The sequence below is a fragment of the Curtobacterium sp. MCPF17_018 genome (assembly GCF_003234135.1).
Taxonomy (GTDB): domain Bacteria; phylum Actinomycetota; class Actinomycetes; order Actinomycetales; family Microbacteriaceae; genus Curtobacterium; species Curtobacterium flaccumfaciens.
On the sequence record NZ_QKSJ01000009.1, the window covers coordinates 138,159 to 156,020 of the forward strand.

The 17,862-nt window shown below is 64.6% G+C and carries 13 protein-coding genes and 1 pseudogene; 4 read left to right on the forward strand and 10 right to left on the reverse strand.

The window, feature by feature from the left end; genetic code table 11:
- The first annotated feature begins 147 nt into the window (after positions 1–147).
- Positions 148–1,653 carry a histone-like nucleoid-structuring protein Lsr2 gene (locus DEJ27_RS12125; RefSeq protein ID WP_181430143.1) on the forward strand — a complete coding sequence of 502 codons (1,506 nt, stop codon included), beginning with the start codon at positions 148–150 and terminating at the stop codon, positions 1,651–1,653.
- Positions 1,653–2,057: a hypothetical protein gene (locus DEJ27_RS12130; protein ID WP_111090985.1), complete on the forward strand. Its 405-nt coding sequence runs from the start codon at positions 1,653–1,655 to the stop codon at positions 2,055–2,057. The genes DEJ27_RS12125 and DEJ27_RS12130 overlap by 1 nt, the downstream gene beginning before the upstream one ends.
- A gap of 690 nt (positions 2,058–2,747) precedes the next feature.
- On the opposite strand, the gene DEJ27_RS12140 is transcribed toward DEJ27_RS12130, so the two are convergent.
- Positions 2,748–3,425 carry a hypothetical protein gene (locus DEJ27_RS12140; protein WP_111090987.1) on the reverse strand — a complete coding sequence of 226 codons (678 nt, stop codon included), beginning with the start codon at positions 3,423–3,425 and terminating at the stop codon, positions 2,748–2,750.
- 179 nt (positions 3,426–3,604) lie between these two features.
- Positions 3,605–4,522: a hypothetical protein gene (locus DEJ27_RS17535; protein WP_146244693.1), complete on the reverse strand. Its 918-nt coding sequence runs from the start codon at positions 4,520–4,522 to the stop codon at positions 3,605–3,607.
- Positions 4,523–4,618: 96 nt separating this feature from the next.
- On the opposite strand from DEJ27_RS17535, the gene DEJ27_RS12150 reads away from it, so the two are divergent.
- A complete protein-coding gene (locus DEJ27_RS12150) occupies positions 4,619–4,990 on the forward strand; it encodes a hypothetical protein (RefSeq protein ID WP_146244694.1) in 372 nt (123 codons plus the stop codon).
- Between the two features lie 18 nt (positions 4,991–5,008).
- On the opposite strand, the gene DEJ27_RS12155 is transcribed toward DEJ27_RS12150, so the two are convergent.
- The 6 genes and pseudogenes from DEJ27_RS12155 to DEJ27_RS12175 all read right to left on the reverse strand — a co-directional run bounded on the left by DEJ27_RS12155 (position 5,009) and on the right by DEJ27_RS12175 (position 12,359).
- Positions 5,009–7,486, reverse strand: coding sequence for a zinc-ribbon domain-containing protein (locus DEJ27_RS12155; RefSeq protein WP_181430144.1), 2,478 nt, complete (start codon positions 7,484–7,486; stop codon positions 5,009–5,011).
- A gap of 95 nt (positions 7,487–7,581) precedes the next feature.
- Positions 7,582–8,589 carry a TniB family NTP-binding protein gene (locus tag DEJ27_RS12160; RefSeq protein ID WP_111090991.1) on the reverse strand — a complete coding sequence of 336 codons (1,008 nt, stop codon included), beginning with the start codon at positions 8,587–8,589 and terminating at the stop codon, positions 7,582–7,584.
- The gene (locus DEJ27_RS12165; RefSeq protein ID WP_111090992.1) at positions 8,589–10,607 is read right to left on the reverse strand and encodes a helix-turn-helix domain-containing protein; all 2,019 of its coding nucleotides are present in this window, start codon (positions 10,605–10,607) and stop codon (positions 8,589–8,591) included. Before DEJ27_RS12165 ends, DEJ27_RS12160 begins: the two co-directional genes overlap by 1 nt.
- Positions 10,604–11,473: a TnsA-like heteromeric transposase endonuclease subunit gene (locus tag DEJ27_RS12170; protein WP_181430145.1), complete on the reverse strand. Its 870-nt coding sequence runs from the start codon at positions 11,471–11,473 to the stop codon at positions 10,604–10,606. The genes DEJ27_RS12165 and DEJ27_RS12170 overlap by 4 nt, the downstream gene beginning before the upstream one ends.
- Positions 11,474–11,766: 293 nt before the next feature.
- Positions 11,767–11,951: pseudogene (locus tag DEJ27_RS17940) on the reverse strand (IS3 family transposase); the annotation flags it as partial.
- Positions 11,952–12,176: 225 nt separating this feature from the next.
- On the reverse strand, positions 12,177–12,359 hold the full coding sequence (locus DEJ27_RS12175) for an Imm8 family immunity protein (protein ID WP_309147037.1): 183 nt from the start codon (positions 12,357–12,359) through the stop codon (positions 12,177–12,179).
- On the opposite strand from DEJ27_RS12175, the gene DEJ27_RS12180 reads away from it, so the two are divergent.
- On the forward strand, positions 12,353–13,231 hold the full coding sequence (locus DEJ27_RS12180; protein ID WP_111090995.1) for a VanZ family protein: 879 nt from the start codon (positions 12,353–12,355) through the stop codon (positions 13,229–13,231). The two genes, DEJ27_RS12175 and DEJ27_RS12180, sit on opposite strands and share 7 nt — an antisense overlap.
- A 239-nt stretch (positions 13,232–13,470) precedes the next feature.
- Here the strand turns inward: DEJ27_RS12180 and DEJ27_RS12185 are convergent, their stop codons facing one another.
- Both DEJ27_RS12185 and DEJ27_RS12190 read right to left on the reverse strand, forming a co-directional pair.
- The gene (locus DEJ27_RS12185) at positions 13,471–15,582 is read right to left on the reverse strand and encodes a hypothetical protein (protein WP_111090996.1); all 2,112 of its coding nucleotides are present in this window, start codon (positions 15,580–15,582) and stop codon (positions 13,471–13,473) included.
- Complete coding sequence (locus DEJ27_RS12190) at positions 15,579–17,852, reverse strand: glycoside hydrolase family 3 N-terminal domain-containing protein (RefSeq protein ID WP_111090997.1); 2,274 nt, start codon at positions 17,850–17,852, stop codon at positions 15,579–15,581. Before DEJ27_RS12190 ends, DEJ27_RS12185 begins: the two co-directional genes overlap by 4 nt.
- Positions 17,853–17,862: the final 10 nt, after the last annotated feature.

A 17,862-nucleotide genomic window follows, 5' to 3' on the forward strand; every position in this document is an offset into this window, starting at 1 on the left:
CCCGCTGCTGCTCTGGAAGCATGCTGTTGAACCGATGAAGGAGTTGTCGTGGGGGTACTTGACTGGCTGTTCGGACAACGCGACGCAAAGAGCAGGACGAATAGAGCTGTTGCGACAGCGCCCTCGAGCGCAACGACGACCCGAGCGGTGCCTGCCTTCGCCGTCATTGATGTTGAAACAACTGGGCTCTCCCCGAACCGGGATCGCATCCTCGAGTTGGCGATCGTCCGTCTCGACAAGCACGGCAATGTGGTTGATGAGTCCGTCGGACGGTTCGACCCGGAGGGACCCGTCGGCGCAACGCACATCCACGGCATCACGCAGTCCGACGTCCTCGGGAAGCCCCTGTTTCGCGACCTCGCGGCCACGGTTGTGGCGGGACTCAGCGGTCTGCCGATCGTGGCGCACAACGCGAAGTTCGACCTTGCTTTCCTCCGTGCAGAGCTCTTGGCAGCAGGATGGGAGGTGCCATGGCTCGCCGGCTACTGCACCCTCGACGCCAGCTATGCGTACCTGCCGGGCCTGGACCGGCGCCGTCTTGTCGACTGCTGCCATGCAGTCGGAGCGCGACTCGATGACGCCCATTCGGCGCTCGGGGACGCGCGTGCGGCAGCAGCGCTCTTCCGCGCCTACCTGAATGCGAACGGCGGGGCGGACCCGGTGCTGCGCGAAGCCATGGACGCAGCGCGGACAGCTTCGTGGCCAACCTGGCCGAGTCGCCCTCCGCTGACCGCGGATGAACGCGACGTGCGGGCGGCATCGCGCCGAGCTCCGATTCGGGTCACTCGGGCACGCCCGAGGCACCCGCCGCTCTTGGAACAGCTCACCGCAGTCAGCCTGGGCGAGGTAATCGAGGAGGGCGCTCCGGTCGGAACAACTGCCTACCTTGAGCTCCTCTTTCAGGCTCTTGAGGATGGTGACATCACAGCGTCGGAAGCCGAAGCGCTCGAGGAGCTTCGGCTTGAGTTCGGCCTGACAATGGGAGACCTCGCCGCCGCTCACGACGCTTTGCTTCTCGCGCTCGCACACCGCGCCCTCGACGACGGGCATGTGTCTCACGAGGAGCGCCGCGAACTGAAGTCGATCGCGTCACTCCTCGGGGTAGCGGAGACGAAGGTCAAAGCTGTCCTGGACAAGGCGGACGCCGCGCGGCACGCACGATTGAGCGCGGGGCTCGGCCCGCTTCCCGACCCCTGGCCGCACGGCGCGCCACTCCGCGTTGGGGATCGCGTCGTCTTCACGGGATGCGACGACACCCAACGCGACCGGCTTGAACGGAGAGCCGAGGAACTGGGCGTGCGCGTATTGAGCTCAGTATCGAAGCTCACAGCTCTGCTGGTCACGGACGGCTCGTTCTCGGGCGGCAAGCTGGCGAAGTCACTCGAGCTCGGCACCAGGACGGTACACCCGGACGTGTTCGAAGTGCTCCTCATGCATCTGCAGCCCGCTGCGTCCGCGGCAAAGACGCCCAGAGCGAGCAGCCCGGTCATCGTCATTCAACCCGAAGCCACGAGATCATCGTCACCTTCGACCGCATCTGTCTCTCCGTCCTCGATACGCGCCTGGGCGGTCGCGAATGGCTATGAGGTGGGTGTCCGGGGTCGACTGCCGAAGCAGGTGCTTGACGCGTACGAAGAGTCGATTCGAAACTGATGCCGAACGACGTTTTCATCGCCGTCATCGGCGGTTCCGTAACGGTCGCGGTGGGCGTCCTGGCCGCGGCGGTCGCGCTCTGGGTGCATCACGCTACGGAAAGGAGCCGACGTCGGGACGCCGAGGTCGACCAGCAGCGCCTCATGGTCACACGGATGCTCGACACCATCGATCGTGCGATCCAAACCCGTATCACGCCGGCCTTCTTCCGACCTTGGCGGGACCCAAATGTCGACCTCATGCTTTCGTTGCCGCGATTGCTGCTTGAGCTCCCGATCGAGGATCTCGCGGTCGCCCAGTGGGCGGGCTCGCAGGTTCAGCGCGCCGCGGCGACGATCCGGCGGAAGCAGTTCATCGCGGATCAGCGGGATCGCGGCACGACTCATCTCGTGGCACCGCGGTGAGACCAGCGTCGCGTGGTTCCAGGAGCAGTTGAGGCGCGAGCCGTTCGATCCGCACTTCCGGCTCAGCAATCGAACACGTTGGGCCATCACGCTGCGCGACATCGTGGTGGGTGCAGGAAATCTCGGTGCCCTCGTCATCGCCGGCAAGGCACTCCGGAGCATCAACCGAGCCTAGAGTCGACATTCTCCCCAGACTTGGGACCGCCAGCCGAAGGAGCAAGGTCTCGTCGAAGGGACAACTTGCGGGACAGTCGCTGTTGGGCTGCGAGCAGTACAGATTCCCTTCCGGCGAGCCGGCCGGTGCAGGACGCGCGCGTCAGCCACCGCTCGGAGAGATAGGACGTCTCAACTCGTCAGCCGTTTCAGAGTCGTGTGCAAACGGCGGAAGGAGCAGGGCGATCGGGGTACCGTGCAGCGTCAGTGTGAAGGAGGCGCCTTGGGACACGCGCTCGCACCAGAGGTCGGGTGCAGCGACGACTACGTCCCACGGTAATGCCGGCCGGACGTCCTTCGCGTCTATCCAGATCACCTCCTGCAAGGCCACGTCAGCCTGACGTCCGTTGCAGATGGAACGAGCCGAGCAAGGCGAAGGCGAAGGCGAAGGCGAAGGCGAGATCGTGCGTGCTGGTCAACGAGGGTGCACGAGGCTCGTCGCGTCGATCCTGGAGCTGCCAGCATGGAATCGCTCGCCTACGAGCGATCGCGCTCGGGGAGGATGTCGATGACGTCCTGGACGTCGCCGCCGTCCTTCAGCCACCGCAGTGGTGTGACTCGGTCGCCATGCACGCGTAGGTCGTCCTGCGGCGTGTGCATGAAGCCGAGCACGCTGGCAGGGTGCATCGATCGAGGGATCCCCGCCACCAGATCGGCCAACCCGGGCACGGTGCGCTGATCCGCCCGGTCCCCATCGACGAACTGCCACGTCGGGAACCGCAGCAAAGAACCTGAACTGAAGGCGTAGAGCTGCCCCTTGACCGCGAGTTGCGCCACATCTGCACCGTCAATCTTCAGCAGCTCAGCAACTGCTCGGGGGCCGCAGGAAGCGACGATTGGCTCGAGCGCGGTTCGGTACTCGGAAATCTCGAGCTCGCCGCGAGCAACCTCCGCCTCGTTCTCAGCAAGCTCCTCGGCCGTCATCGACCCCGACTCGACTAAGACCCTCGCCTGTTCCGCAGTCATGGCACCTCCAACAGCCACACGGCCCTCGAGCAGCCCCGCCACCTCGCCGTAGACCGCCATTGAAGTTTCCTGGTCGCCGTGAAGGGCTTCGAGCAACGCGCGGAGAGTCTGCTCTGGCGCCGCTTCCGCGCCGCCCACTTCTGGCTGCGAGTTCGTCGCCGACAAGAGACCGAGGACGGCGAGGTTCACGCGGTGTACCCGACGCTCAGCGTCCTCACCAGTCGCGCGCAATGCGGCGGCTATGCCGTCCTCGGTCTCGCCACGAGCAACAGCCCAAGTACCCGAAGATCCTCATCGCCCAGGTCGGCAACTGGGGCGTGGAGCCATGGATCGCGAATCGTCTGCCATGGCGTTCCTCTGTTCGACAGCTAAGACATGAGCTGGGTTTCGAGAATCTCGATGAGCGTCTGCACGTCGCCGCCGCGCAGCAACCAGTCGACGGGGGACGCGGGCTCACCCTCGAGGCTCAGCCGCGCGCGGGGCGTGGTCATGAACCTGAGGATGCTCGCTGGGTGCATGCCATCGTCGAACGCCGGCGTGAGGCGGGAGAGGTGCGGCAGGACTGGCTGATCGTCGTCCTCGCAGAACTGCCAGGTGGGATACCGGAGTTCGTCATCCGCGACGAAAGCAAACAACTCCCCCACGGTCAGCATCCAAACGCGCCTGGCGCTCCCAATGCCAAGCCAGTCCTCGACCTCGAGGCTCGACATCGTCGCCACGAGCCCCGGTTGCCTGGAGCGAAACTGCATCGCATCGAGGTCACCGCGATTTACCGCCGCTTTCGCTCGCTCCCACGACTCGCGGGTGATGGTTTGCCCGTCGATCAGGGCGTCTTCCTCCTCGGGCGTCAGCTGCCTTCCAGCGCCGTCTCGTCGCAGTTGATGAACGGGACCGAAGTCGCGACCGCGCGCGTGGACGCCGGCGAGGCTCTGGTAGTCCGGGTCCCGCAGGCCCCCGCTTGGGCGCGCCTTACTGCTGAGCAGGCGTGATTGTTTCCACCAGCCGGAGGGTGCTTCCGCTCTCGCCGACCGTAGTGCGGCTTCGTCGACGACTCCCTCGGACGGAGTCCGACCAGACAGTGCGCTGAGCGCGACCCGAACTCGAGCTGTCACAACGCCGACACGACCTGTGGCGGGACGCTTCCGCAGGCGCGACGCTACCTCCTCATTCGCCCCCCCGAACTCCAAGGCCGCCCGAGCGAGCACCTCGGCGGGGAGCTGCTCTCCCGTCTTCCTCGCCAGGGCGACGCGAGCACGTGCCCGAGCAATCTGCAGCCGGGTCGCCATGTGCGTCTCCTCTCGGCTGCGCGTCGCGACGACAGGTACCAACGAGTGCGAAGGGGAACCTGGCTCCTGTCAGACGGTGTGAGTATTCTAAACCTCATGACGGACGTGGGAGTGGCGAACTTCCACGTCACCGCGCGCAACGGGCTCGCTGCGGATCTGTCCTGGGTCACAGGCATCGTCGTTCCCACGGGCGTCACGATCGAGTGCATCGATCTTGGTTGGCGGACCGATGTACAGGCCCGTCGGCTGGACGAGGAGGTGACCGTCGTCGGGGACCTCCGGACGAGTGAGCGGGTGATCCTCGCGTCGCCGGTCGATTCGCCGCTCGTGGAGTTCGCACTGCTCGTGATGGAACAGCGTTTGCGCGTGCCGTGGACCGGTCAGCGCCCCTTTGGGGAAACGCCGAGCGCGCTGCAGCTGCTTGCGGAGAGCACCGGAGCGAGGTGGCTGCCGCCGCTCGCCACCTAGACGGAACGGGAGCGCCCTCTACGGGCCGTCCGGTCGCGCCCAGAGATCGGCCTGCAACGCGAGTTCGAGGCGGGCGAGTGTCGCGAGGTCCGGCCAGGTCATGCCGAGTAGGAGGCGACGGAGCGCGTTCTGGTCGACGCCGGCCATCGTGGCCACGGAGCGGACGCTTCGCTCGCCGATCTCCGCTTTCAGTCGAACGACGAATTGCCGGACTGCCTCCGCAACGGGGTCCTTGGAGGGCCGGTCGGGCCAGGGCTCGGGTGCGAGTTCCGCGGGCGTGGCTCGCGGACGTCGGGTCATGGGATCAGGGTATCTCGTGGAGTCTTCTTGACGCTGCCGCGCTCGGGCCGCTGTATCTGGCGGCAGGTGAAGAGTCCGGATCGCATCAACGAATCGTTTGCTGCGAAGCCCTGGCTCCGGCGGCAGGTTTCCCGCGCGTTCGGCGGGCGGACATTTCGGGCAGCCTCGCGTCTTGAGGCGGTTCGGCACGGTCTCGAATGTGTCGTGCCCGTTGTGGCAGCGCCAGTGTCGCCGGGCGTTGCCTGGCAGTGTGACGATAGCTGGCCGGTTTCGCGTGCTCCAGTCGGAGACGATCTGTGGATATCGGGTGGCGACGTCGTTTACTCCAGGGAGCACCCATTTGTTGGTGCAGTATCCGCACTGGGGTTTCCGCACTCGAACGGCGGTGCCGCGTTGGAAGGTGTGTCCGTTCGGGCAGAGCCACCAGACCGGCTCGTGGTTGCCTTGGCCGATTTGCGTTGGGAGCAGATCGCCGTTCAGGAAGGGGTGCCACTGCGCGGCAAGGTCCGGGAATACGTCAGCGAACGAGTTGACGCCGGCCTTGATCTTCGATCGCTCGAACGCACAGGCGCGGCAACCTTGCCCCTCGACCGTTCGCTTCGCTACTTCGGTCTGCCATTCGTGTCCTTCGGCGCATAGCCACCACGCCTGGCTTCGGGTGTTGACGTAGACGTCCTCGGGGCGGCGCTTTCCGTTGCGCGTCGGATGCCACTGTTCGGCGATATCCGGGCGTTGCGACGCGAGGTCGTTCACCCCGGCGACGATTTGCCGCCCGCGACAGACGCCGCAACCGCCGCCGTCTGCCACGCTGCTCGCGGTGGAGTGGTACGAGTGCCCCTTGGGGCACAGCCACCAGAACTTGGCTCCGGAGTGTGGCAAGACGTGATCCGGAGCGATCGCGTTTCGCCCGAAGTCCCACCGGGCGAGCATGTCGGGTCGGACCGGGTCGATCCCAGTCTCCCCTGGCCAGGCCCTGCGGCCGGTGCAGTAGGGGCACCCGTTCGCCTCTGCTCGCGTTTGGCTGTTCACTGACGACCTGTAGGTGTGACCTGCGTCGCACCTCCACACGTACAGGTCGTCAGTTCCGAACAGAACGTCGCGAGGAGTGATGCCGTCGTTGAGGTCGTACGCCCAGTGCCGCGCGAGGTGCGGGTGGGTGATGTCGAGAGACGTGATGCCCGGTTCTGCTCGTCTCCGTGAGCAGAAACTGCAGCCCTCCCACCGCGACGTGTGGATGTCGTGCAGACCGAGAACGACGACGCTGAAGCGATGTCCGCGCGGGCAGATAAACGACGACTCGAAGCCGGCGCCCCTGGTGACGTCCTCGCGGAGGTAGGGCTCTTCGGCGGGCGCAAGGCTCCGGAGGAGGAAGTCCTGCCAGCGGCGTCGAGCGCAAGTCCGGAGCTGCTCGTTGTACCGCGTGAATGGTTGCAGCGGACCGACGAACGGCTTATCGACGGACGGTGCCACATCGAAATGCTGATCCCACTGGCAGTCGCGCTGGAGGTCTCCAAGCTGCGCCCGGCGATAGAACGCGATGGGACGGATGAGGAGCCACACGCCGTCGACGACGACGGCATCATCATGCCCGACGGCAGCGATGACGCATTGTCGAAGTCGGTCGTACGCCGTAGGAAACGGCGTCGATGGCGCCGTCACGTAGTGAAGATTGCCCGCGTGCAGGAGTTCGGACCAGATCCGCACCGCGAGGAGGAACAGCTCGGCCGCAGGAAGACGAACGTCCCGTGCTATGGAGGATCTTCTTACGACGGCGATCAGTTCCGCCGTCGTGGCGACGCTGATTGATCCGCGGCCGCGCAAGTGCCGCCAGCGGGTGTGGGCACGGACGACGGCATCGCGCACGACCGATTGCGCTGCGGTGGGAGTGTACGGGCCGACCCAGAGCCGGTGTTGTTCGCACACGAAGCCGTCGGCGTGCGGATGCTGAGCGATGACCGCACCGCGAGCGCACACGCGACACTCGAATTGCTCCGCCATGCCGAGCAGACATCGGGCGCACCAATGGTCGCGGCGCCCCGCCGTGGACCGTTCGCCGAACTCTTCGAAGCGCGTCCGCGGTACACCGCTCAACGCGTCGATGAGCAGCCTCGGCCCGTCGCGCTTCCGGCCTTGGCGGGACGCCCAGAATCTGAGGCTGCCCTCGGCAGCGGATCCGACGAAGTTCGCGTCGAGCAACCGCCGGAGGTAGCTGTCCGCAGTCTCGTGACGTCCGATCCTCACGTGTATCGGGAGAAGAGCCGGCCTCTGTCGCATGAGAGTCCCCTCCTGACTTATCGCCGTGCGTGCTGTACTTCCGCATCGACCGGGAGGATCGCTGCTTCGAAGTCGTCCTGCGTCAGCACCTCGTCCGCTGCCCGGTGCTCGTCGCTGAGCTTCAGCCCCACGGCCTGGAGGAACAGCGAATTCAGCACGCCGATCGAGCCGCCGGTGCGCTTCAGGAGAAACGCGCTCGATACCTCAACCCGTCCGAAGAGATGGCTCCGAGCGATGAATCCGGCGACGATTCGGTCCCACTCGGCACGGTCTGCTGCCGTGAAGGGAGCGACGCGGAACATTGAGTATCTCCCGCCGATGGATTTGCCGCGCACCCCGTCGTTGATGATGCCGCTGCGATCCAGATCGATTCCGGCGCAGACGAGCGTGCACGGGAGGAGGTCACCGAGGTCTTTCAGAGCGTCGTTAGTCGCTTCGTTCGATCGGAGCCCTTTCTCGAGACGATGGAACTCGTCCACCATGATCACCTGTGTTCGCAGCGCTTCGAGCGCCGGGACGAGCTGCATCCTGATGACCTCGGCCGTGTCCCTCGCCGCGTAGGGAAGGTGCACGCTGGCAGCGATCCGCTCGAGCATCGTCTTCGGCGTTGCTTGCGGCGGCACCGAAACGTACACAACCGGAAGCGCGCCGCTTGCCAAGAGGTCCGGCTGTTCGAGGGCGTACCGGCGGATTGTCCAACCGGCGATCGCACGAAGCGCTGTCGACTTACCCAGGCCCGCGTCCCCGGAGAGAAGTATCCCGTACCGCCCGTCCTTGGGGTACTGATTGACGAGCATCGTCCGCTTCACGGCTATCGCCAGCTTCCGCAGAGCGACGGTATCGACGATGAAGTCGCTCATGAACAGGAAGCGCTCGCTGTCGTATTGGTCGCGCTCGTCGGATGAGCCGGCGTCGTATCCCGCTGCGCTCCAGGCAGGAGCGGCGGGGGTCACGGCCAGCCGCTTGTTCAGGGACAGCGCGTCGGTCATCCAACTCGCGGTGTGGGAAGTGAACAGCCGAAGCATCAGTCCTCCTCCGAGTCGAATCGGCGACCGATGCCAGCGAGCGTCCCCGCCGAAGGCTGTGCCGCGGCCTCCGATACGAACTGGTTCGCCGAAGGTTCGCGTTCCGCTGGGGTCTCGACGTCATGAAACGGCGGTGTTCCTGCGGCGACGCGCTGTTGCAGGGCGAAACTTTCGCGTGATGCTTGTGTTTCGGTGGCGATTCGGTCCTCGTGCGCCGCTTTCCCGACGGCAACGATCGCTTTCGTGGTTCGACGGCCAGCTTTCGCGCTCAAAGGGGGGTTGGACGCGGCATTGTGCCGGGTTCGCGCGCCGATGAGATCCCGGAACGGTTGCGCGGCCGGGGCAGCATTTCGTAGATCGCATTCGATCCAGGAGCCGTCGTCGGGGTTCTGCACCCAGACCGCTGATCGGTCGTAGGGATCAAACCGGACCGGCCACGTGCTTGTGTGCCCAGCGTTCCGGGACGGCATTCGGCGCAGCGGCGTCAGCAGCGGCGAGTCGTACTTGCCATACCCAATCTCGATACCGTCGCTTCGAATGGTCCGATTCTTAATCGGCAAGAGATCGATGTAGTCGTCTCGTGAAAACGGCAGCGGAATGTCGGCTCCCACGTCCTGGTAGGCCATGAATGCTGCATTCGGCGAGATTGGTATCTGTGGATTCAATGGATCGCGCAGGCCAGTGTGTGTTCGTCGCTGGTACACGAAAGTAACCCACACCTCAAATAATGCGATCACTTCATCGATGCGGAGCAGGTCCTCGTCAGCGGTCGCTCGCCCCCGATTCTCGACGGAATTCCCAACATAGCCAGGCATGTATTGACAAAATCCCGTGTCGATTGTTCCCCAGAATCGCTCCTCGTCTGCCTTGTCGTCAGGCGAGTACGTGGCCGCCTCGGTGAGGCTCACCTCGCTCTTGGCACAAGCCGCGCGGAACGATGCGCTCTTAAAATCTGGCCCGTTGTCGCACATGATTCGTTGTGGCCGAATGAACGGCCGAGCTGCAACGCTCGCGTCGAGGTCCGCACGACTGAGGTACTGCGCCCACGGAGCACCGATCCGCTCGAGGATATGATCAGGGAAGGACGAGTGCGGCCGGTTCTGCAAAGGCACCAAGGCGCGTGCGAGCAGCAGTACGTGGTCATAGCCCTTCGCTGCCACTACAGTCGCACCCTCCGCCGCAATCGACCGAGTGCACTTGTCGATCATCGTCGTCAGACACAGGCGCCGACGGTGACCGAAGAAATCCAGCGCCTCGATATTCGCCGGCGAGGAATCAATCTGCACCTCCAGCCCAGGCGCCCACGCTTCGCGCGATTCGAACTCCCTGTCCGGCGAGTTCGCAGCGGTTCGCCGCGATCGGGCGCTCTCGAGGGTGTACTTCCCGCTCGTCAACGCGCGGATATCTCTCCGCGTCTGACTCTCAGACTTGACCTGCGACAGGATCCCGCCGCGCGCGCACAGATCTTCGAAGTCGTCGTAGAGGCGGCCGAACGTGCCGGTGGCGCGGTTCGTCTCCGCGTCGATGATTTTTTCGTAGGCTTCTCGCAGTTTAGGGGTCGCGACAACTCCGCCGCTTGGCCGCGTTTGCCGACGGTCGATGAGCCCGGCGACACCGGCCTCTCGGTATTGATGGATCCAGTTGTCGATCGTGCTGCACGAAATACGCAGCTCATCAGCTTTCGCTCGCTTCCGTTCGCCCAGCGTCGTCCGAGTCGCGTCAAACAACTGTGTCATCGGGCCATCCGCTCGAGATGAGCCGTCGAGGACCTCGAGGACGTGCCTCTCTCGCCAGAGGGCGTTCTTCTTGGCCGCCGCGGTGACGAGGCCGAGCTCACGGTACGAGACCTGCGCCTTCTCCAGCGGCTCAACCAGTAGCTCGCTGAGCGAGCCGGCGCTCACGATCTCGGTGACGAGATTGGCCTCATCCCGAAGCTTGAAGCGCAACCCATCGTAGGCAACGATGGTCCGATCACCTTCGGTTGTCTGGAGAACCTGGCCGACGCGGACAATGTTCATTGCAGCCTCCAGAGGGGACTATCAGTTGACATCGGTTCCGAGAGGTCGAAACCGATCTCCCGTCGCCAGATCATGTTGTAGAGCTGCCCGAGCAACGGCGATTGGCTCCCGGGGTGACGATTCGCCACCTCGCCGAGCGTCGCGCCGCGACCGGCGAAACCGAGGATCTCGTCGCGGTTCTCTAGGGTCGGCACGTAGCTTCGATGCCGGAATCGAGAAAGCCATTCGAGGTTCGAAACCTGCACCCCATTCAGTCCCGCGAACAGGCGGAACGTCCAGCCGACGCATTGACACAGGTCGAACGTTTTCTCGAACTGCGAGGGATCCTCTTCGATTTTGTCCGCGCGGTGCACGTCGACGATGGCCTGCTCCGCACGCTTCGTGAGGCACATGAAGTCCGGAAAATGCGCGGTCCCATCTCCGAAAGTGATGAGCATCGGTTGCGCCACGATCGCCGCGATGTCATCGGCGAAGTCGAGGTACATGAGCGCCAGGTATTCGAGCATCGTCTCATGCCAAACGAGCTGCCCAGTTTGAGACATCCAGTAGAAGCCTTGGTGGGTCTTTTCGTTCGGGACTTTCCATTTCTTGTCCCTCGCCTGGCGGGCCTCGTACAGGCGTTCGGATAGCAGTGCGGGCGTCGGCGCGGCGCGGCGGACAGCACCATCGGGCGTGATCCAGGTTAAGAGCGCGTTGGTGCGCTTCCGTGCAAGAGTCAGTTCCTGCTGCGGTAGAGGCATGGTCTCGCCCTCCAATTGGGCCAGCTTGCGACTTCGCTGTCGCGGCAGCTGTCGCGAACCGATGAGCGCGAGTGTGGGCCCGAAGGCCCGCGTCGTCAACAGGTAGAGAGCTGCGCTCGCGAGCACGGGGACGCATGTCGCTATTGACATACCTTGGCGCCTTGCGGCGAATGCTCGTAAACGAGCATAAAATAATGTTGCAGAGCGGAACAGCGGCTGACACAAGTACCGCGAACGGACCTTGCGGTCTTCAGGGATTGGCGTGGGCTATCCTTTTTGCGCGATTCGGGACCGCGGGCAAACCTGCTGGCGCGTGCCAAGGGCTCCTGATAGTGAGCATCAGCCGGTCGAGGTATCAGAGGAGGGCGTGGAGTGGCTGGGTCTGCCCCGAGTTTGGTTGACGTCGGGGGTTGTAGCGATTATGCCGCGCTGGCGGTGGTGTAGATTATCTCAAACTCGACCAGGGTCAGTTCCCCGAGGGCGCGTTGTCGGCGCCGTCGGTTGTACTTCGTCTCGATCCAAGTCACGATCGCGAGGCGGAGTCCTCGCGGGTGTCCCACCGGCGGGTGTTCAGCACGTTCTTCTGCAGCAGCGCGAAGAAGCTAGCGGCGTGGGGATCGAAATCGCGTTCGGGACCGACGCCATCGCATGTGCTGCAGTTCTCGCGGCACTCACCGTGCACACCGTGCACGTCACGTCGGGTCGCCATCAGGCGGACCGACGGGCGGCCAGCTGATCGCGCGACAGCACAACGCATCTCAGTCGAAACTCACAACGCAGGAGGATCCACTGACGGCGATCGCGGAGCTGCCTCCGCCCGCGGCACCGGTCAAGCCTTGTAGTCCTCGAACTCCCACACGCCCAGTCGGCTGAGCTTGTTGCTGACCTCCTGCCAGTCACGTCCCTCCACCTCCGTGAAGAGCCGATTGATGAAGGACCGGATCTGGTGCGAGTCCCACGTGGCGACAACCACCATGTGACGCTCCTGCAGCAGACCCCAGGAATGTGCCAGAGCGTTTCAATGGGCCGCAGTTGCGGCCGCTGGCGTTCCTCGGCGACATCAGCCGGGAGGGTGGGATCAGCAGCCCCGCGTCGCTGCTGCGCAATCCCGCCGTAACGCAGGTGCTGTTCAACGTGCTGCTCTTCGTTCCGCTCGGCATAATCGTGCGGTACTTCTTCGTCCGCGGGCGACTCCTGACCGGTGTGGCCGGGGTGGCCCTCGCCGGCCTGGGTGTATCGCTGCTCATCGAGTTCACGCAAATCACCGGGGACTGGGTCCTCTACCCCTGCGCATATCGCCTGTTCGACGTGGATGACCTCGCCGCGAACACTGCCGGGGCGCTGCTCGGCGGGTTCGCCGCCCCGGTGCTCGCACTGATCCCCTGCCAACACCGCGACGACGTCCCCAGCAGTCCTCGCCCCGTCACCGCAGGGCGACGATTGCTCGGCATGCTGTGCGACGTGCTTGCGATCTGGCTGCTCGGAGCAACCCTCGTGGTCCTGCTGAACCTTGCCGTGCTGACACTCGACGGTGACCTGCAATCCCCCGCAGTCACGGCCTGGAGAGCCACCCTTAGTTTTGTGCCGGCGCTCGTGCAGCTCGTCCTCGTCCTGAGCACCGGAAGAACACTCGGCGAGGTTGTGGTCCGGCTCCGACCCGTTGGCACGCCCGCACTGTGGCAGGGCTTCGTACGTTGGGCGCTCGGTGTCGGCGGATGGTCGGTCCTCACCCAGACCGGTTCCGGTCTCGCAGGAACGCTCGCTACGGCCCTGGCCGTCGCCGCCATCAGCAGCGTCTGGACCACCCAACACCGCCGCGGCTTCGCCTACTTCGCTACGCGCATGCAGATCGAGGACGACCGGACCAGTCTCTTGCAACTTTGACCAGTCGGTTGCGACGAGATCGACAGCAAACAGTTCCGATCACCGCGCCGGCTCGCAGCACGGGTCGATCATCGCCCGCCTTGCTCGCCTCCCGTTGGAGGATCGGCTTGCGGAGTCAGTCGGTGTAGCCGCGCGACTGCTTCCAGCGTGCTGCCCACTCATGCTGAGCCGCGAACACCTCGCCAAAAGCCACCGATGTGTTCCACCGCCCAACTTCACAGCCCATACTTCGAGAAGTGTCACGGCCAGGGAACGAAACCCTCTGCGGCAACCTTCCATCCAGACGCAGGGAAGCCGTCGGACGGATGTTCCGCAGCGGTCACCATCAGTGACACGGCGGCCAGGAGGGCACCATTTGAGGGCAAATAGATCGGCAGGATACCGCCGATCTGAGGCCCGTGGCCGACAAGCGTCAGAGAATTGCGGGGTTCATTTTGCAGCAGGACGTTCATGGCGACGTCTGGACGACCAAGTCGTGTCGCGGTCATGGCCATCATCGGGTAGTCCCACCCCCATGCGGTCGGCCAATCCCAATGTGCCAGCACGTCTTGGAGGGTCGATTCCATCAGATCCCGGCGAACAAGCGGCGTTGAGGGCACCATCCCGAGTGCACCAAGCAGTGCGGGGTGGTCATCGCGACGGGTCTCGCTACTCGTTCCGACGGGAACGTACTTCCCGTTCTGAACTCGTGGTTTGACCAGTCGACGCTGCGCGTCGGACCAGTGTGGTTCCCGGCCGATGTCCTGGCGTTCTCGCCACCGTTGCGCGATCTCCAGTCCCCACCACCAATAGGCGAGTTCGAACGTTGGATCCGCCGTCGTCTTCGCGTCGTAGAACTCCTGGGCGGGCATGACCGGCGAGCCGAGGTGAAGTTCGCCGTTGTTGTCCGTCGGAAATGCCGCCATGAAGGTCGCTGTGTCGTGCACGACTTCTGCGAACCTGGAAAGGAGCCGCAGCTGCTCGTCCGCGGGAGATGCGCGGTACGCCAGTTCCAACAGGTAGAGGACATGGGGTTGCTGCCAGATGAGCAGCGGGCCGGTGGGATCTGGGCTTTCCCGTCCGTCTGGGCCGACCTGCTTCGGCCACCGTGCGCCAGGGAGGCCTTGCTCTGCAGCGATCCCGCGCGCCACGTCGAGGACGTCGCGATACCAGTCGAGGCTCGGGGTGAGCAGCTCGGGACGTCCCCATGCCGCGAAGTGCGCGGCATGCCAGAAGTGCATTTCGAGGTGGAATTTCCCTGACCAGGAGTTTGTCACGAAGCCGGTCTCCTGGGGCGGCAGCATCCCTGCTGAGTGCACCCGGGTGAGGTACTGCGACAGGATGAGCCGCCGTTCGAGTTCGGACGCACGCGGATCATCACTGCCGGCAAGGTCCAGGGCCGCACCGGAACCCCAGAACTGTTTCCAGGCGCTGGTAGCAGCGGACTTCACTTCTGCGAACGATCGCGGTGGAGTCAATGAGTCAGCGGATCCTTCTACTGCTGGGTGGAACGTTGCGACGAGTTCGAAGACATCGTGCTCGGCCTCGATCAGGACGACGTGCGGCCTATTGCTTGCTATGACGCGGCCTCCGTTGAGGCGCAGCAGCACGCTGTATCGGTCCTCGTCGACGGTTCGGTCAATTCGGATGGCCCCTTCGCCGTCGTCCTTCACTGTCGTCTGGTGGCGGTCCTCGGCGCCCCAGTCGCTGGTTTGGAAGAACCCGCTGTGGGGATAGGGGAACGCGATCCGGATCTTTGCGCGACCATCACGGAGAGCGTCTCCTCGTACCCGGAACGCGACTGTTGCGGTGTCCATCGCTGCGACGGTTTCCACCGTGATTCGGCTGCCGTCGTACACGAATGAACTGGTGATGATGCCCCGCCACAGATCGAGCCTCTGACGCGGCTCCTTTAGGGCATGCGGGTCCTCAAGTGGCGGCGCGTCCGGTGACGACCGAAGCTCGAACCCGATACGGCCGAGGTCCATCCGCTGCGGGTTGGTGTGCAACCACTCACCTGCGCGCTCGTCCTCAGGAACCTGCCCCCGCGATGCGGCTTGCAGGTCAAACCGGTCCGGGTACCGCACCGGACCGCGAGCGGTGTCGTACTCGCTCATCGCATCGTTCAGAACGTAGCCTTCAGGATTGGGCATCGTGTGCCATCCCCAGTTCGACATCGTCGCCGTGTTGACCGCGACACCACCGGACATCACCGCCGCTGTCGGATCGTGGAATGCAGTGAAGGTCTGCATGCCAGTGATGTCAGCGGTGTAGGCGAAGTCTCCGTTGCCGACACTCAGCACATGCTCCGCGTGTGGTGCTGTGAGCGTCGGCATATGGCGGTCGACGACGGCGCGACGGTTGATCCTCATTCGACGACTTCCAGCGAGGTGGTCAGTGCCGCGTCTGCGCTCCCGCCGACCCACAGGTCGAGCAGGGTGGCGTCTTGCACGACGTCGCGCGTCTCGTCGCTCCAGTAGCGGAGCTGCTCGGGACCGAGAGGGAACGTGAGGGTGTGCTGTTCCCCCGCTTCGAGCGTGACCCGCTGGAAACCTTGCAGCTGCCGGACGGGTCTGCTCGACTTGCCGTACCGCTGATGGACGTACAGCTGCACGACGTCGTCGGCTGCACGGTCGCCTGTGTTCCTGACCGTGACACTTACAGTCGCTTGATGTCCGAGCCGCAGCTGTTCGCGGTCGACGTGGAGGTCCTCGTACTCAAAGCCCGAGTAACTGAGGCCGTACCCGAACGGGAATAGTGGCGTGCTTTCCTCGAGGAAGTACCGGCTCCCCTGCTCGTCCGGCTCGAACGTGCGCTGGTGCGAGTACACCATCGGGACCTGTCCGACGTGACGGGGCCAGGTGAACGGAAGACGCCCCGCAGGTGAGACGTCTCCGAACAGGGTGGCTGCGACGGCATCTCCGCCTCGGGTACCGGGGTACCAAACCTGCATGATCGCAGGAACATTCTCTGCTGCCCAACGCAGGTCCAGCGGTCGTCCGGACATCACCAGCAACACCGTGGGAGTGCCGGTCGCGACGATGCGCTGGAGTTGCTCGAGCTGACGCCCCGGCAGGTCGAGGGTGTCGGTCGATGATTTCTCCCCGATCTGGTTCTGCCGTTGACCGACCACGACGATGGCGACGTCAGCTCCGGCCGCTGCTGCGACCGCTTCTGCGGTCGCAGAAGCGTCATCGTGATCGTCCGCCGTGCGTTCGATGGTGGAGTCCATCCGGTCGAACATGGACGGGAACACCCGCTCAGGGATCCCCGCACCAGCAGCCCAGACAACTTCACTCCCCGCCCCAACTCGAGTCCGGATTCCGTCCAGGATGGTGACTGTCTCGGTCGTGTCGTGGTCGAACATCCACGGGCCCAACGTGTCACGCTGGCTTGCTGCGAGCTGTCCGATGACCGCGATGGAGCCCAGATTCTGCGCGTCGAGCGGGAGCACCTGTTCCTCATTTCGCAGCAGCACGAAGGTCCGCTCCGCTGCTGCTCGTGCGGCGTTGCGATGTTCCGTCGCTGCCAGGACGGAACCTGCTGCTGACTCATCGACGAAGGGGTGCTCGAACAGGCCGAGACGGAACTTCGCGGTGAGAACTCGACGGACTGCCGCGTCGATGGTTTCCTCGGTGACAGTCCCCGCGGCTACGGCTGCGGGCAACTCAGCGTAGGCGGGGTTGACGGTGCACATCTCCATGTCCAGGCCCGCGGTCAGCGCCCGTGCCGCAGCGTCGGTCATGTCCCGTGCGAAGCGCTGTGTCAGCAGTGAGCGGACCGCGTTCGCATCGCTGACCGTGAAGCCGGCGAAGCCCAGCTCATCGCGGAGCAGGTCACGGAGGATCCTACGGTTCGCGGACGCCGGAACCCCATTCAGATCCATGTACGCGCTCATCACGTTCCCAGCTCCGGCCTCGATTGCTGCCCGGAACGGCGGCAGGTACACGTTTCGCAGGTCAGCCTCCGACACCTCGGCGTCGTCGTAGTCCCGCCCTCCCCGCGCTGCTCCGTATCCGATGAAGTGCTTTGGGCCGGCGAGCACCGACTCGCGCCCGAACTCCCCCTGGAACCCGCGGACCTGAGCAGCGGCAATCGCAGCTCCGAGGACAGGATCCTCCCCTGACCCCTCGATGATGCGCCCCCACCGAGGGTCACGGGCGATGTCCACCATGGGCGCGAACGTCCAATGGATGCCAACCGCGCGTGCCTCTTTCGCAGCGATGACCTGCGCCGACTCGACAAGCTCCGGAGACCAGGACGCAGCCATAGCGATCGGCACCGGGAACGCCGTCCGAAGGCCGTGCACCACGTCGAACCCCATCAGGAGCGGGATCCCCAGGCGTGTCTCATCGACCGCCCGATGCTGCAGCCGATTCGCTAGCGCGGGGTCCGTGACGAACAGCACAGATCCGGCGGCACCGGCCGACACTGCAGCTTCGACGGCTCGCGGCTGGTCGAGGTAGGCGCGGTGCTCCGGGGGAAGGGACTCAATGTCGAAGTCGTCGGGGAGCTCGCCTCCACCGAGATAGAAGTACTGCGCCAGCTGACCTGTTTTTTCCAGCAGAGTCATGCGGTCAAGCAGATCGGTGACGCGGTCTTCGACAGAGAGGGAATCGTCGAGGTACAGCGGTCGGTCCATGAGTGGTGCT